The 15,155-nt window shown below is 70.0% G+C and carries 16 protein-coding genes; 9 read left to right on the forward strand and 7 right to left on the reverse strand.

Annotation, left to right across the window (positions count from 1 at the left end):
- Positions 1-29 precede the first annotated feature (29 nt).
- Together secA and FY549_RS10420 are read left to right on the forward strand one after the other, a co-directional pair.
- The gene (gene secA / locus FY549_RS10415; RefSeq protein ID WP_149084947.1) at positions 30-2,834 is read left to right on the forward strand and encodes a preprotein translocase subunit SecA; all 2,805 of its coding nucleotides are present in this window, start codon (positions 30-32) and stop codon (positions 2,832-2,834) included.
- A gap of 68 nt (positions 2,835-2,902) precedes the next feature.
- Positions 2,903-4,129 carry a pyridoxal phosphate-dependent aminotransferase gene (locus FY549_RS10420; protein ID WP_149084948.1) on the forward strand — a complete coding sequence of 409 codons (1,227 nt, stop codon included), beginning with the start codon at positions 2,903-2,905 and terminating at the stop codon, positions 4,127-4,129.
- Here the strand turns inward: FY549_RS10420 and FY549_RS10425 are convergent.
- Positions 4,020-5,300: a CpaE family protein gene (locus tag FY549_RS10425; protein WP_149084949.1), complete on the reverse strand. Its 1,281-nt coding sequence runs from the start codon at positions 5,298-5,300 to the stop codon at positions 4,020-4,022. The genes FY549_RS10420 and FY549_RS10425 overlap by 110 nt on opposite strands.
- Positions 5,297-5,917, reverse strand: a complete 621-nt coding sequence (locus tag FY549_RS10430; RefSeq protein WP_149084950.1) for an SAF domain-containing protein — start codon at positions 5,915-5,917, stop codon at positions 5,297-5,299. The genes FY549_RS10425 and FY549_RS10430 overlap by 4 nt, the downstream gene beginning before the upstream one ends.
- A gap of 98 nt (positions 5,918-6,015) precedes the next feature.
- Between FY549_RS10430 and FY549_RS10435 the strand changes: the two genes are divergently transcribed.
- A complete protein-coding gene (locus tag FY549_RS10435) occupies positions 6,016-6,294 on the forward strand; it encodes a helix-turn-helix domain-containing protein (protein WP_149084951.1) in 279 nt (92 codons plus the stop codon).
- Here the strand turns inward: FY549_RS10435 and FY549_RS10440 are convergent.
- The gene (locus FY549_RS10440; protein ID WP_149084952.1) at positions 6,282-6,893 is read right to left on the reverse strand and encodes a hypothetical protein; all 612 of its coding nucleotides are present in this window, start codon (positions 6,891-6,893) and stop codon (positions 6,282-6,284) included. The two genes, FY549_RS10435 and FY549_RS10440, sit on opposite strands and share 13 nt — an antisense overlap.
- Positions 6,894-7,075: 182 nt before the next feature.
- Here FY549_RS10440 and FY549_RS10445 point away from each other — a divergent pair, with 182 nt between their 5' ends.
- Positions 7,076-7,462 (forward strand): Rv3235 family protein, encoded by a 387-nt coding sequence (locus FY549_RS10445; RefSeq protein WP_149084953.1) that lies wholly within the window; start codon positions 7,076-7,078, stop codon positions 7,460-7,462.
- Between the two features lie 24 nt (positions 7,463-7,486).
- Positions 7,487-8,971 carry a sensor histidine kinase gene (locus FY549_RS10450; RefSeq protein WP_149084954.1) on the forward strand — a complete coding sequence of 495 codons (1,485 nt, stop codon included), beginning with the start codon at positions 7,487-7,489 and terminating at the stop codon, positions 8,969-8,971.
- Between the two features lie 53 nt (positions 8,972-9,024).
- On the opposite strand, the gene FY549_RS10455 is transcribed toward FY549_RS10450, so the two are convergent.
- A complete protein-coding gene (locus FY549_RS10455; RefSeq protein ID WP_017203224.1) occupies positions 9,025-9,273 on the reverse strand; it encodes a WhiB family transcriptional regulator in 249 nt (82 codons plus the stop codon).
- Positions 9,274-9,502: 229 nt separating this feature from the next.
- Between FY549_RS10455 and FY549_RS10460 the strand changes: the two genes are divergently transcribed.
- Positions 9,503-9,889, forward strand: coding sequence for a hypothetical protein (locus tag FY549_RS10460; RefSeq protein WP_149084955.1), 387 nt, complete (start codon positions 9,503-9,505; stop codon positions 9,887-9,889).
- Between the two features lie 14 nt (positions 9,890-9,903).
- Here FY549_RS10460 and bcp read toward each other — a convergent pair whose 3' ends face one another.
- The 3 genes from bcp to aroA are packed head-to-tail and all read right to left on the reverse strand — an operon-like array spanning position 9,904 to position 12,777.
- Entirely contained in the window at positions 9,904-10,377 is a 474-nt protein-coding gene (gene bcp, locus FY549_RS10465) for a thioredoxin-dependent thiol peroxidase (RefSeq protein WP_149084956.1), read from the reverse strand.
- A 9-nt stretch (positions 10,378-10,386) separates the two neighbouring features.
- Positions 10,387-11,457 carry a ribosome small subunit-dependent GTPase A gene (gene rsgA, locus FY549_RS10470; RefSeq protein WP_149084957.1) on the reverse strand — a complete coding sequence of 357 codons (1,071 nt, stop codon included), beginning with the start codon at positions 11,455-11,457 and terminating at the stop codon, positions 10,387-10,389.
- A gap of 3 nt (positions 11,458-11,460) precedes the next feature.
- A complete protein-coding gene (gene aroA / locus FY549_RS10475) occupies positions 11,461-12,777 on the reverse strand; it encodes a 3-phosphoshikimate 1-carboxyvinyltransferase (protein WP_149084958.1) in 1,317 nt (438 codons plus the stop codon).
- 66 nt (positions 12,778-12,843) lie between these two features.
- Here aroA and FY549_RS10480 point away from each other — a divergent pair, with 66 nt between their 5' ends.
- The 3 genes from FY549_RS10480 to FY549_RS10490 are packed head-to-tail and all read left to right on the forward strand — an operon-like array spanning position 12,844 to position 15,100.
- Complete coding sequence (locus tag FY549_RS10480; protein WP_149084959.1) at positions 12,844-13,506, forward strand: sigma-70 family RNA polymerase sigma factor; 663 nt, start codon at positions 12,844-12,846, stop codon at positions 13,504-13,506.
- Positions 13,503-13,748, forward strand: a complete 246-nt coding sequence (locus tag FY549_RS10485; RefSeq protein WP_025103064.1) for a zf-HC2 domain-containing protein — start codon at positions 13,503-13,505, stop codon at positions 13,746-13,748. Before FY549_RS10480 ends, FY549_RS10485 begins: the two co-directional genes overlap by 4 nt.
- Positions 13,749-13,798: 50 nt before the next feature.
- Positions 13,799-15,100: a GNAT family N-acetyltransferase gene (locus tag FY549_RS10490; protein ID WP_149084960.1), complete on the forward strand. Its 1,302-nt coding sequence runs from the start codon at positions 13,799-13,801 to the stop codon at positions 15,098-15,100.
- The last annotated feature ends 55 nt before the right edge of the window (positions 15,101-15,155 follow it).

The following is a 15,155-nucleotide window of genomic DNA, read 5'->3' on the forward strand; positions in this document are numbered from 1 at the left end:
AATGACCCAATGACAGGGAGATGACATCCGTGGCGAATCCTCTTGAGAAGCTGCTGCGCGCAGGTGAGGGGCGGATCATCCGCCGTCTGAACCAGGTGGTGAAGGCGGTGAACGCCCTCGAGGAGGACATCTCCCAGCTCACGGACGACGAGCTGCGCAACGAGACCGCCGAGCTGCGCGCCCGCTACGAGAAGGGCGAGACCCTCGACCAGCTCATGCCCGAAGCCTTCGCCGCCGTGCGTGAAGCCGCCAAGCGGACGCTCGGCATGCGCGCCTACGACGTGCAGATCATGGGTGGTGCCGCCCTGCACCTCGGGAACATCGCCGAGATGAAGACCGGTGAGGGCAAGACGCTCGTCGCCACCTTCCCTGCGTATCTGAACGCGATCGCCGGTGAGGGCGTCCACGTCATCACCGTGAACGACTTCCTCGCCAGCTACCAGGCGGAGCTGATGGGTCGCGTCTACCGCGCCCTCGGCATGACGACGGGCATCATCGTCTCCGGACAGACGCCCGCCGTGCGACGCGAGCAGTACGCGGCCGACATCACGTACGGCACGAACAACGAGTTCGGCTTCGATTACCTCCGAGACAACATGGCGTGGCGCAAGGAGGACCTCGTCCAGCGTGAGCACTTCTTCGCGATCGTGGACGAGGTCGACTCGATCCTCATCGACGAGGCGCGCACGCCGCTCATCATCTCGGGCCCGTCATCGGGGGAGGCGAACCGCTGGTTCGCCGAGTTCGCCAAGATCGCGCGCACCCTCGTGGCCGGCGAGGACTATGAGGTCGACGAGAAGAAGCGCACCGTCGGGGTCTTGGAGCCGGGGATCGAGAAGGTCGAGGACTACCTCGGGATCGACAACCTCTACGAGTCGGCCAACACGCCGCTGATCTCGTTCCTCAACAACTCCATCAAGGCCCTCGCCCTGTTCAAGAAGGACACCGACTACGTCGTGATGAACGACGAGGTCATGATCGTGGACGAGCACACCGGCCGCATCCTCGTCGGACGCCGCTACAACGAGGGCATCCACCAGGCCATCGAGGCGAAGGAGGGCGTGCCGGTCAAGGCCGAGAACCAGACGCTCGCCACCGTCACGCTGCAGAACTACTTCCGTCTCTACGACAAGCTCGCCGGCATGACGGGTACGGCCGAGACCGAGGCGGCGGAGTTCATGTCGACCTACAAGCTCGGCGTCATCCCGATCCCGACCAACAAGCCGATGATCCGCAAGGACCAGCCGGACCTGGTGTACAAGAACGAGGCCGCGAAGTTCGCCCAGGTCGTCGAGGACATCGCCGAGCGCCACGCGAGCGGTCAGCCCGTCCTCGTGGGCACCACGAGCGTCGAGAAGAGCGAGTACCTGTCGCGGCTGCTCGCGAAGAAGGGCGTCAAGCACGAGGTCCTCAACGCGAAGAACCACGCGCGTGAGGCCGAGATCGTCGCCCGCGCTGGTCGCCTCGGCGCCGTCACGGTCGCGACGAACATGGCCGGTCGAGGCACCGACATCATGCTCGGCGGGAACGCCGAGTTCCTCGCCGTGCAGGAGCTGAAGGCGAAGGGGCTCGATCCGGTGGAGACGCCGGAGGAGTACGAGGTCGCCTGGGACGAGACCTACGAGTCGATGAAGAAGGTCGTCGACGAGGAGGCCCAGAAGGTCATCGAGGCGGGCGGGCTCTACGTGCTCGGCACCGAACGACACGAGTCGCGCCGCATCGACAACCAGCTGCGCGGTCGCTCCGGCCGTCAGGGCGACCCGGGGGAGAGCCGGTTCTACCTGAGCCTCACCGACGACCTGATGCGCCTGTTCCAGTCGGGCGCCGCGGAGGCGATCCTGGCACGCACGAACTTCCCCGACGACGTGCCGATCGAGTCCGGGCTCGTGTCCCGTGCCATCCGCAGCGCGCAGTCGCAGGTCGAGGCGCGCAACGCCGAGATGCGCAAGAACGTCCTGAAGTACGACGACGTCCTCAACCGTCAGCGCGAGGCGATCTACGCCGACCGCCGCCACATCCTCCAGGGCGATGACATCGCCGATCGGGTGCAGCACTTCATCGAAGACGCGATCAGCGGCGTCGTCCGCGACCACACCGGTGAGGGCCACAACGAGAGCTGGGACTTCGACGCCCTCTGGACCGAGCTGAAGACGCTCTACCCGGTCAGCGTCACCATCGACGAGGTGGTGTCGGAGGCCGCTGGACGCAAGGGCGGCATCACCGCGGAAGGCCTGACGCGCGAGCTGCTGTCCGACGCGAAGATCGCCTACGAGAAGCGCGAGGAGTCGCTGGGCGAGGCGGCGACCCGGGAGCTCGAGCGCCGGGTGGTCCTGCAGGTGCTCGACCGTCGTTGGCGCGACCACCTCTACGAGATGGACTATCTCAAGGACGGCATCGGCCTGCGGGCGATGGCGCAGCGCGACCCGCTCATCGAGTACCAGCGTGAGGGCTACGCGATGTTCCAGTCGATGATGGGGCAGATCAAGGAGGAGTCGGTCGGCTACCTCTACAACCTCGAGGTCGAGGTGCGCCGTGCCGGCGACGCCGAGACCGCGGAGGTCGAGGCCAAGGGACTCGCCACCGACGGGGGAGAGCAGCGCCTGGAGTACTCCGCGGCGAACGACGCCGGCGAGGTCGAGGTCCGCAACGACCGCGGCCAGGTGCAGCAGGCGGCGACCGACCGGATGCGCCAGGCCGCCGCCCGTGCGCAGGCGTCCGAGGCCGCGGAGCCGGAGGAGGCTCCGCGCGGGGCCTTCGGCCAGCGGACCGAGCCGGCGGCTCCGGCCGCGGGCAACCGCGAGCAGCGCCGCGCGCAGAGCAAGAAGAAGAAGTAGCCGTCAGGCGACGAAGGAGGGCCAGTCCGTGCGGATTGGCCCTCTCGTCGTCCCTGTAGGCTTGATCGATGACACCATCGCGCACCTTCGACCAGTCGTCGAAGCTCAAGAACGTCCTGTACGAGATCCGCGGAAACGCCCTCGTCGAGGCGGCGCGCTTGGAAGCAGAGGGTCACCGGATCCTCAAGCTCAACACGGGCAACCCCGCCATCTTCGGGTTCGATGCCCCGCACCAGATCGTGCACGACATGCTCGCCGCGCTCCCCACGGCACACGGCTACAGCGACAGCAAGGGCATCATCTCCGCCCGGCGAGCCGTCGTGAGCCGGTACGAGGAGATCGAAGGGTTCCCGCGGTTCGACCCCGACGACGTCTACCTCGGGAACGGCGTCTCGGAGCTCATCACGATGACGATGCAGGCGCTCCTGGACGAGGGGGACGAGGTCCTCATCCCGGCGCCCGACTATCCACTGTGGACCGCGATGACGAGCCTCGCGGACGGCACGCCCGTGCACTACCTGTGCGACGAGGACAACGGGTGGCAGCCCGACCTCGAAGACATCCGCTCGAAGATCACGCCGCGCACGAAGGCGCTCGTGATCATCAACCCCAACAACCCGACCGGCGTGGTCTACTCCCGGCAGGTCCTGGAGGGCCTCGTGCAGATCGCGCGCGAGCACCAGCTGCTCATCCTCTCGGATGAGATCTACGACCGCATCCTCTTCGACGACGCCGTGCATATCCCGACGGCGACCCTCGCGCCGGACCTCCTGTGCCTCACCTTCAACGGCCTGTCCAAGACCTATCGCGTGGCCGGGTACCGCTCCGGGTGGATGGTCATCACGGGACCGCAGGATCACGCGAAGGGGTTCATCGAGGGCATCACCCTCCTGGCCTCCACCCGCCTCTGCCCGAACGTCCCGGCGCAGCACGCGGTGCAGGCGGCGCTGTCCGGGGTCCAGTCGATCGACGCCCTCATCGCCCCGACCGGGCGGCTCCACGAGCAGCGCGACATCGCCTGGGAGGGTCTGGAGGCGATCCCCGGCGTGTCCTGCGTGAAGCCCCAGGGTGCGCTCTACGCCTTCCCCCGACTGGACCCGAATGTGCACGAGATCCGTGACGACGCCAAGCTCGTTTACGACCTGCTGGTATCCGAGCACATCCTGCTCGTGCAGGGGACGGGCTTCAACTGGCCGACGCCGGATCACCTGCGCCTCGTGACCCTGCCAGAGCCGCGAGTGCTGAGCGAAGCCGTCGAGCGACTCGGGAACTTCCTGTCGAGCTACCGGCAGTAGCCTCCGAGGCGAGAGCGGGGTCGAGGCCGGCCGCGAGCCGACGCACGGCGGCGACCAGCGCTGACCGCGGGGCGACGTCGGAGATCGGCCGTCCGTGCAGAAAAGCCGCATCGACAGCGCGCCGGTCGTGCGGGAGGAAGGCGACGTCCGTGATCCCGGCGAAGCGCTCCAGCGTGCGTCGGATCTGCGTGCGCGCGTCGAGCCCGAGCGGGCCGGGGCGGACCCCGTTCACCACGACATGCACGGGTGTCGGACCGATGAGCCGGCGGACCTCGGCATGGTCGCGGAGGAAGCGGCTGATCCCGACCGGGTCTGCGGCGGCCACCGCCACCACCCTGTCGGCGTCGCTCAGCACCGCGGCGGTCGCCGCATGCCTGCGCGGGCCGACCAGATCGTACGTCGCCTCGTCGTCGGCATCGATCGCGGCGGCGACATCCACGACGGTCTCCTCGGTCCACGTGCGGCACACGGAGAGCGCCGCCCGCAGGCGCGTGTCGGACAGCTCGGGCCAGCGGCTCGGACGATTGAGTCCGGCCAGCACGGCGATCTCGGTCCCACCGGCGGCCAGACCGGCGGACAGGCGGGTCAGCTCGGCGGCGTCGAGCAGACCTGTCTCCGCGCGGCGGCAGGCCGCGGCGAGGCCGGGAGCGTCGTCGTCGATGCCCAGAAGGAGGGCGAGGGACGGGGCTACGGTGTCGGCATCCACCAGCGTCGTCCGACGGCCGAGACGAGCGAGCTCGATCGCGAGCTGGATGGCGACGGTGGATCGCCCCGGCGCGCCGTGCGGACCCCACACGGCCGTGACGCGGTGCGGCGATGCCGGCCGAGGAGGAATCCGTGCGGGCTCGGACGACAGCGCGGCGGCGATCTCCCATCCTGCGGATCCTGCGTCGAGGGGTGGAGCCAGGCCCAGGCGGACGACGGCGCGGCGCTCCGTTCCGCCGAGAGTGAGGATGCGCACCCCCGCCCTGTCGCAGGCGGCGAGGAGTTCCGGGGTCAGCACCGAGCGGGCGGCCGGGACCACGACGGCCTGCACCTCCGGACGCAGGTGCGCGACGATCGTCGAGGGCGACGCGGACGGAAGGCTGTGCGCAGAGACGCCCTCCCACTCCAGTTCGGCGGTGAGCTCGTCGGCCCGCGGCGCGGCCACCGCGACGAGCACGACGCTCACGAGCCGGCCCCGACGGGGACCACGGAGAGAGCCGCGCCGCCCGTGACCGCTGCGAGCACGGCGGGGACATCACTGCGCTCGATCACGATCTCGAGCTCCGCCGCGCCGTCCGCCAGCAGTCCCTCCGGCTCGAGGACGGCGCGGACGACGACGTCTCCCACCAGGATGCGGGGGTCGTCGTAGGTGCGCCCGTCTTCGCGCAGCGGTGCCTGCCAGATCTCGACCTCGGTGCCCGTCTCCACATCCTCGGGGATACCGACGCTGCTCTCGACGACCACGGTCGTCGTCGTGCCGTCCTCCGCTGCGGTGGCCGCGGCGCGCGGCACGAGCTCGCCTTTCGTCAGGGTCCGTGCGGCGATCTGTCCCGCCTCCAGCTGCGCGGGGCCGAGATAGTCCTCTGCCACCGGTCCGAGCGACACGTCGACGGCCTGGAAGTCCGCGGGGCTGAGGATTTCTCCCCGTGCGATCGTGCGACGCGCCTGCAGGACGGGGGAGGCCTGGTCTGACGCGGTGACGACGTACCAGACCCCGGCGATGGAGGCGACGACGAGGGCGATGCCCACCACGAAGCGGAGGTCTCCGCGGAGGCGGCGGGAGGAGCGGGAGAGCGAGGCCATGGCGGTATCGTCACAGAACGGCGGAACACGGCCCGCGAGTTATCCACAATGGCGCCCGCCTCGGTGTGCGGTACGTCGTTCCCGCCCAGAATGAGGGGATGACACCCCCGCCCCCGAGCGTCCCCCGCTTCCTCGCGCCCGCGCAGGTCGCCGAGTTGTTGAGCGTCGACGTCGACGAGGTGATCGCTCTCGTCCAGGCCGGGCAACTCCGGGGCGCACCGCTCGGATCACGCGCGCGCTGGCGTATCGAGGAGCCGAGCATCGAAGAGTATCTGGAGGCCCAGGTGGAGGAGGCTCGGCGGATGGCGCTGTGGCGGCAGTCGCAGGCGGCGAGCTTTCCGGAGCTCTGGGGGCCGGCGACGACTCAGATCGTGTGAGTGCCTCGGATGCGGACGGCGGCGATCGCGGCGTACGGCACCATCCGGAACCCACGCACAGCGTCGGCTCGCCGCGCGGTCCCGCTGTCGTGCGCGGCGAGATCGAGGTGATCGCCGGCGGCACGATCGATGGTTCCGTGCAGGTCGTCCCCGACCAGCAGGCTGAGCAGCACCGGGACACGTCGGCGCGCCAGGTCGCGCAGCACGAAGCCGAGGGTCATCCGCTCGCGGAGGGTCGTGTGGACGGGGGTGCCGGGGTCGAGGCTCGCCAGCATGGATCCGTGGTCGAGGGTGAGGCCGACGACCGACGACAGCGGGATCAGCAGCACGGAATCGGGCACGCGCGCGCCGTCCGGCACTCGCGAGACGGCCGCGAGCCAATCCACGCCCAGTGACCGCAGACCCACGGGCAGGCGCCGCCCAGGGGCGAGGTCGAGCGTTACCTCAGTCTGCGTCGTGCAGAGCTGTCGCAGGCGCGCGCGGAGATCGAGCCGGGCGATCCGCAGCCGCTCGGACTCGGCGTCGCGGGCGGCGCGTTCCGCCTCCCACTCCGCCGCGAGCTGCCCTTCCAGGCCATCGAACAGGGATTCCCACTGCATCCGACCGAGCGTAGGCGCGAGCGTGCCATCGTCCGAGTTATCCACACTCGCTTCGCCGGCGGCAACGAGGCGTGGAGATCCCGGCGCGTACGGGTTCTCCACATACCTTCTCCGGCCCGCCGCACGGCCCGCGCGCGGCATGTTCTACTGACGGCCCGCCGACGCCCTGAGGAGAGATCGAGATGATGCTGGCCGAGTACTTCGCCCCGCAGCCCACCCCCGCCGCACAGCTGCCCGATCCCGCGCCGCTGCTGCGAAGCCTCACGCACGGCGTCCTCGAGGCACTGGCAGGGGTGCGGGAGGTCGACCAGCTCGCCCGGTGGTTCAGTGAGGAGGCCTACCGCAGCCTCATCGCCAGGGCCAGCCTCGCTGCGAGGGCACGCAGCGCTCGCGGCGTCGCCCCTGCCCGGCCGAGCTTCGCGATCCGCACGCTCAGGGTGACGCACCCGCGCGACGGCATCGTCGAGGCCGTCGTCGTGGTGGCGGGCCCCGGGCGGACCCGCGCCGTGGCCGTCCGCCTGGAGGGCCTGGACCGTCGGTGGCGCGTGACATCGCTCGCCATCCTCTGAGGTGGGTGACCCTAGGCTGGAGGGGTGTCAACCCTCAGTGATCTCGCCCAGGCCCAGGGTCTTCTGACCGACGACGACGTGGAGTGGCTGCACCGGCTCGCCGGTGATGGACAGCTGCTCGCGGATCTCGCTTCCGCCGACATCGTGCTCTGGATCCAGACGAACGACGGTTCGTTCATCGCCGTCGCGCACGCGCGGCCCAGTGGAGCAGCGACCCTGTTCTACCGGGACATCGTCGGAGAACGCGTGCGTCCGCAGTGGCGGACGCAGGTGCAGGGTGCCTTCGAGTCCGCGGAGATCGTGGACTCCTCGTCGCCCGACTGGTTCGAGGAGACGCCGACCAGGGTGCGCGCGGTCCCGATCGTGATCGAGCGCCGCGGCGCGGACAAGAGCTCGCGTGTGATCGGCGTGGTGACCCGGCACACGAATCTGGGCGAGGTCCGCACGCCCTCGCGTCAGCAGATCACCTTCGACGAGTGCGCCAATGATCTCTTCCGCATGATCGCGGACGGCAGCTTCCCCGACCCTGCCGCGCCCACCTCGCCGCGCCGCGGCGCACCCCGCGCCTCGGACGGCCTGATCCGGATCGACGTGGACGGCATCACGACCTTCGCGAGCCCGAACGCCCTCTCCGCGTTCAATCGGATGGGCTTCGACGACGAGCTGGAGGGCGAGTCCCTGGCCGAGGTGACGACCCGGCTCGTGCCGCCGTCTCGCCAGGTGGACGAATCGCTCCCGGTCGTGGTGACCGGACGAGCGCCGTGGCGGACCGACATCGAGGCGAGGGGCGTGACCGTCTCCCTCCGGGCGATCCCGCTGAAGGACCACGGGACGCGGATCGGAGCGATCGTGCTCTGCCGCGACGTCTCGGAACTGCGCCATCAGGAACAGGAGCTCATCACCAAGGATGCGACGATCCGTGAGATCCACCACCGGGTCAAGAACAACCTGCAGACGGTGGCGTCGCTGCTGCGGATCCAGGCGCGGCGCACGCATTCCGACGAGGCGCGGGATGCCCTGACGCAAGCCATGCGCCGCGTCGATGCGATCGCCGTCGTCCACGACACCCTCGCCCAGGGACTCACCCAGAAGGTCGACTTCGACGAGGTGTTCGATCGCGTGCTGAAGCTGGTCGCCGAGGTGGCATCGGCGCCCAACACGCGCGCACGCACCCAGTCGACGGGACGCTTCGGCGTGCTCCCCAGCGAGTACGCCACCCCCCTCGCCCTGGCGCTGACGGAGGTCGTGACGAACGCGGTCGAACATGGGCTCGCGGGACAGGAGGGCGTCGTCACGATCGATGCGAAGCGCACCGAGGACAACCTCCGCGTCACGGTGCGCGACACCGGGCACGGCCTCCCTGAGGGCCGGGTGGGTCAGGGCCTCGGCACGCAGATCATCCGGACGCTGATCCAGGGCGAGCTCGGCGGCACGATCGACTGGCGGGGGAGCGAGGGCGAGGGCACAGAGGTGACCATCGACATCCCACTGCGGTGGCTCGAGCGCTGACGCCCGTGCACGCAGAAGCGGCCTGAGACGAGGTCTCAGGCCGCTTCGAAAGATCAGGAGGCGCGGCGGGCGCGGGCGGCGCGGCGCTTGAGCGCGCGGCGCTCGTCCTCGGAGAGGCCACCCCAGACCCCGGAGTCCTGGCTGGTCTCGAGGGCGTACTGCAGGCAGATCTCGGTGACCGTGCACGTCGCGCAGACCGTCTTCGCCTTCTCGATCTGATCGACGGCCGGCCCGGTGTTTCCGACGGGGAAGAACAGTTCGGGGTCGACGGTCAGGCAGGCGGCCTTGTCGCGCCAGTCCATGGGGGCTCCTCGGTGTGGATTTCATGAGATGTCGCGACGCGACCTCTCGATTCGGGCGACGGTTCGGGTTCCGCTACCCTGGTGAGATACGGGCGGATGCCCGCTGATTGTGATGCGAACGAGAACGTTCGCCCCACGCCGCTGTGGGAGCACATGACTTTCTCTATTCTGTTACATGAATACCCTGAAATCAAGGGTTTTCTCGTCAATCGATCCTCGGGAGGACTCCGTGCGCGCTCCGGGAATCGCCCGCGCCGCCGCTGCGGTCCTTGCGATCGAAGCGGTCGCCCTCCTCGTCTTCGCGGCGATCGAGATGGCAGGACTCGGTGCCGGTGATGCGGCATCGCTGCCGACCGCCATCGCCCTGATCGTCCTGACCCTGATCGGTGCTGCGGCCCTGGCGGCCTTCGCTTTCGGCACCCGCGCCGGACGCTCGTGGGCGCGTTCGGGCGGCGTGGTGTTCCAGGTGCTCGCGGTCGTCCTGGCGCTGAGCGCCCTCACGCTGCCGCCCATCCCGTGGGCCTTCGTGTTCGGGGTCGGACTCCCCGGAGTCATCGGCTTCGCGCTCCTCATCGCGAGCGCACGACGGGAGGGAACGCGTCGCGAGGCGGAGTGATCCGCCCCGACGCGTCAGGCGTCGATACCGAGCTGCTTGCGCAACCGCGCGACGTGGCCGGTGGCCTTGACGTTGTACTGCGCGCTCGTGATGATGCCGCTCTCGTCGAGGACGAAGGTTGAGCGGATGACGCCTTCGACGACCTTGCCGTAGTTCATCTTCTCGCCCCAGGCGCCGTACGCGTCGTGGACCGCATGGTCCGGATCGCTGAGCAGAGGGAACGTGAGGCCGTCCCGGTCGCGGAAGGCCGCGAGCTTGGCGGGCTCGTCCCGGGAGACGCCGACGACCTGATAGCCGGCGGCCTGGAGCGACGAGATGCTGTCGCGGAAGTCGCACGCCTCGGTGGTGCAGCCCGGGGTCATGGCCGCGGGGTAGAAGTAGAGCACCGTCTTCGTGCCGTGCAGATCGGCCAGCCGGACGGTGTTGCCGTCCTGGTCGAGGAGGGAGAAGTCGGGGGCGGCGGTTCCGGTTTCCAGGCGTTCGGTCACGGCCCCAGCCTATCGCCCTGGCGGCTGCTCCGCCTTGTCCGCGAAGGTCTGCAGCAGGCGCTGCAACGAGTCGAGACGCGCGCGGCCGGTCTCGCTCAGCTCGCCGCGCTCGGCCGCCTCGATGAGGGCGCAGTCGGGGGCGTCCGGAAGGTGCGTGCACCCGCGCGGGCAGTTCTCGGCGATGACGGCGAGCTCGGTGAAGGCGGCGAGGATGTTCGCCGGGTCGACGTGCCCCAGACCGAAGGAGCGGACGCCGGGGGTGTCGATGACCCACCCGGTTCCGTCGCTGCCCTCGTAGCGCAGCGACACGGTGGAGGAGGAGGTGTGGCGTCCGCGACCCGTGACCTGGTTCACGTGGCCGGTGGCACGATCCGCCGTGGGTACCAGCGCGTTCACGAGAGTCGATTTGCCCACGCCGGAGTGTCCGACGAAGACGGTCGAATGGCCGACGAGCGCCTCGCCGATCTGTTCGACGGGCATCTCGTCCCTGGCGCTCGTGAACACGCGCAGATCGAGACCGTCGAAGTGGGCGAGGAACGGCGCCGGGTCGGCGAGGTCGGTCTTCGTCACGACGAGGAGGGGCCGGATACCCGCATCCAGCGCGGCGACGAGGTAGCGGTCGACGAGGCGGGCGCGGGGCTCGGGGTCGGCGGCGGCGACGACCACGAGCATCTGATCGGCGTTGGCGACGATGACCCGTTCGACCTGGTCGGTGTCATCGGCGCTGCGACGGAGGAGGGACGTGCGCTCCACGATCCCCACGATGCGGCCCAGGGTGCCCTCGTCGCCGGAGGTGTCGCCGACGACCCGGGCCTGGTCGCCGGTGACGATCGGCGTGCGCCGCAGCTCGCGTGCCCTGGCGGCGGTGATCGTGCGCTCCTCCGCGGTGTTCTCGTCGAGGAGGACGGAGTAGCGGCCCCGATCCACCCCGAGGACGCGACCGATCTGCGCGTCCTCGTGCGCGGGGCGCCGTTTCGTCCGAGGACGATTGGCCTTGGGGTTGGGGCGGGTGCGGATGCTGCTCTCGTCGTAGTCCTCGAAGTCGCCTTCGAGGTCGTCGTCATCGTTCAGCCAGCTCACCCGTCAGCCTCGCAGCATTCGCTCCCAGAGCAGCGTGAACTCCGGGAGGGTCTTGGCGGTGGTGCCGATGTCGTCGATCACCACGTCGGGGACACGGAGACCGATGAGGGCGCCGGTTGTGGCCATACGGTGGTCATGGTGCGCCGCCCACGTGCCGCCTCGCAGGACCCCCGGCACGACGCGGATCCCGTCGGGCAGCTCCTCCGCCGTCCCGCCGAGGGCGCGGATGTTCCCGACCAGTGCCGCGATGCGATCGGTCTCGTGCAGCCGGATATGACCGATGCCGCGGATCGTGGTCGGCCCGTCGGCGAACGCGGCGAGCCCGACGAGCGTGGGCGTCAGTTCGCTCGCGGCCGACAGATCGAGGTCGAGCCCACGGATGCCCGAGCCGGCCCGGACGGTGAGGACCCCGCCGTGGCGGCTCACGTGAGCACCCGCCGCCTGGAGGATCTCGGGCAGGAGCGCCCCGGGCTGGGTCGAATGCGCGGGCCAGCCGGTGATGCCCACCGAGCCGCCCGTGACGAGGGCCGCGGCGAGGAACGGGGCGGCATTGGAGAGATCCGGCTCGATCGGGATCTCCTTGGCACGGGGGACGCCGGCCTCCACCAGCCACTCGCCGACGGCGGGGCGCTCGATGCGGATGCCGCGGCGGCTCAGGGCCTCGATGGTCATGTCGATGTGGGGCAGGCTCGGCAGACGGTCGCCGGTGTGCACCAGGTGCAGGCCGACGTCGAAACGCGGAGCGGCGAGCAGCAGTCCCGACACGAACTGGCTGGAGGCCGAGGCGTCGATCTCCACGCGACCGCCGCGGATGTGGCCGTGGCCGCGGATGGTGAACGGCAGCGCCCAGGTCCCCTCGTCGTCGATGTCCACCCCCAGGTCGCGCAGGGCACTGATGAGGCCGCCCATCGGGCGATGCAAGGCCGTCTCGTGGGCGGTGAGGTGGACGTCGTGCTCGGCGAGACCGGCGAGCGGCGCGATGAACCGCATGACGGTCCCGGCCTGGCCGCAGTCGATGGTCGTCCCGCCGTGGAGCCTGCCCGGAGTGACCAGGAGATCCGGCCCGAACTCGTGACCGGCATCGACCTCCTCGACGCCGACGCCGAGCGCGCGGAGAGCCTCCACCATGCGCTGCGAGTCGTCGGAGTGGAGCGGCGCGATCAGGCGACCTGGTCCGTCAGCGATCGCCGCGATGAGCAGCTCACGATTCGTGAGGGACTTGGAGCCGGGGATCGTGAGCTCGGCGCGGACCGGGCCGTCGATCGTGGGCGCGGAGTAGGCGCCCTGCACACGGGTGGGGGAATACCTTTTGGCGCTCATCGGTTCTCACCTTAGTAAACGCAGCGCCGTCCTCGTGAGAGGCGGCCTCGGTGCGAAGGGAAGAGGATGCCTGCGACGCTGGAACGCGAGGTGATCGACCTCGGCCGCCTAGACTGGCCGGTGATGGACGACACCGCAACCGCAGCCACCGTCGGCGACCCTCGGCGCGAGTTCGAGGAGCAGGCGCTTCCCTTCATGGACCAGCTCTACGCCGCCGCGATGCGCATGACCCGCAATCCCGCCGACGCGGCCGATCTCGTCCAGGAGACCTTCGTCAAGGCCTACGGTTCCTGGTCGACGTTCGCGCAGGGGACGAATCTCAAGGCGTGGCTGTACCGGATCCTGACCAACACGTACATCAACATCTACCGCAAGCGTCAGCGCGAGCCGTTCCAGGGCACCATCGACGAGCTCGAGGACTGGCAGCTCGGCGGCGCGGAGTCGACGACGGCCTCGCACAGCCGATCCGCCGAGGCCGAGGCCATCGACCGCATGCCGGCATCCGTGGTGAAGGATGCGTTGCAGGCTGTTCCCGAGGACTTCCGTCTCGCGGTGTACCTCGCCGACGTCGAGGGCTTCGCGTACCAGGAGATCGCCGACATCATGAAGACCCCCATCGGCACCGTGATGAGCCGTCTGCACCGTGGCAGGCGAATGCTGCGGGAGCTGCTGGCCGACTACGCCGCGGAGCGGGGAATCGCCGCGGCTGACCCGAGGAGCAAGAAATGAGCGACTGCGGCTGCGACAAGGCCCGTCAGGATCTGGAGGAGTACCTCCGCAACGAGGTGTGCAAAACCGAGCACGCCGAGATCCGCGAGCACCTGGAGAACTGCCCGGCGTGCCGGGACGAGGCCCTCGTGGCGACGACCCTCACCGAGGTCATCGCGCGTGCCTGCAAGGAGACCGCCCCCGAGGAGCTCCGCGACCAGGTGTTCGCCCGGCTGCGCGAGGTCCAGGCCGCCCAGCACTGAGGCGCCGTCGGCGCGCGCGGCGCGTCGGAGACCGCCCGTAGGCTGTCTGCATGGCCCTCATCGATGCGCGCGGGATCTCCGCTGACCAGACCTCCGTCGACAGGCTCGCGAGGGAGGACCTCGACTATCGCGTCCTGGACACGACCGACGCCGCGCGGGTGACCGCGTTCCAGCGCGCCATGGCCCGGGGCTTCCTCGGCGCGGAGCCGTCGGCGGCCATCCGCGAGGAGGGCGTCGGCACCGTGCGGAGCCGCCGCAACATCGGCGTGTACGAACCGGACGCCCCGGCGGACCGGCTGCCGGTGGCGACGATCGATTCGTGGGTCACGCCGTTGACCATACCGGGCGGAGAGATCGGGATGTGGGCGATCAGCGGGGTCACCGTGGCCGGTACGCATCGCCGCCGCGGCATCGCCCGCGCACTGCTGGAGGGCGAACTCCGCGCTGCGGCCGCCGCCGGCGTTCCCGTCGCCGGACTCACCGTGTCCGAGGCGACGATCTACGGGCGGTACGGGTTCGGTTCGGCCATCCCTGTGGCGCGGTTCACCGTCGACGTCCGCCGCGCGGGCTGGGCCGGCCCTGTCCCCGGCGGCCGCGTCGAGTATCTGGAGCGCGAGGAGCTCGCCGTGGAGCTGGGAGAGACGCACGAGCGCGCCCGCTCCGCGCGATCGGGCCAGGTTCCCGGGTGGACGGCCCGCTGGGCGGGCCTGAGCGGACTCGCGACGAGCGACGCGGACCGGGATCGCGTCCGCGGTGTCCGGTACCGCGACGAATCCGGTGCGGTGCGCGGCGTGATGGCCTTCCACCTCAGCGAGCGTGGCGGCACCTTCCGATTCTCCCTGCACGTGCGGCTGCTCGTGGGCGAGACAGCGGAGGCGACGGCCGCACTGTGGCGGTTCGCGCTGCAGCACGACCTCGTCGACGAGGTGACCGCCGACCTCCGTCCGCTCGACGATGCGTTGCCCTGGCTCGTCATCGACCCTCGTGGAGTCACCCAGGAGGTGCACGACCACGGCTGGCTGCGCGTGCTGGACGTGCCGGCCGCGCTCACGGCCCGGACGTACGCCGCACCGCTCGACACCGTGCTCCGCGTCGAGGATGCGCTCGGGTTCGCCTCGGGCACGTGGCGGCTGCGTGTCGATGGCGACGGCAGCGCGCGCGTCGAGGGCGCCGCGACGGCGGAGGCGGACCTCGCGATGGACATCTCCGCCCTGTCGTCCGTCTATGCCGGCAGCGTCCGCGTGGCGGCGCTGCACGGCGCGGGACGGATCACCGGTGCGGCCGACGCGGTCGAGGCCATGGATCGTGCGTTCATGGCCTTCCCTGCGCCGTCTCTCGACATCTGGTATTGATCCACACCACGGAAAGGGCGCCCCGGCGAAAGCCGGGGCGCCCTTCGTCGTCAGG

The organism is Microbacterium sp. 1S1 (assembly GCF_008271365.1).
GTDB lineage: Bacteria > Actinomycetota > Actinomycetes > Actinomycetales > Microbacteriaceae > Microbacterium.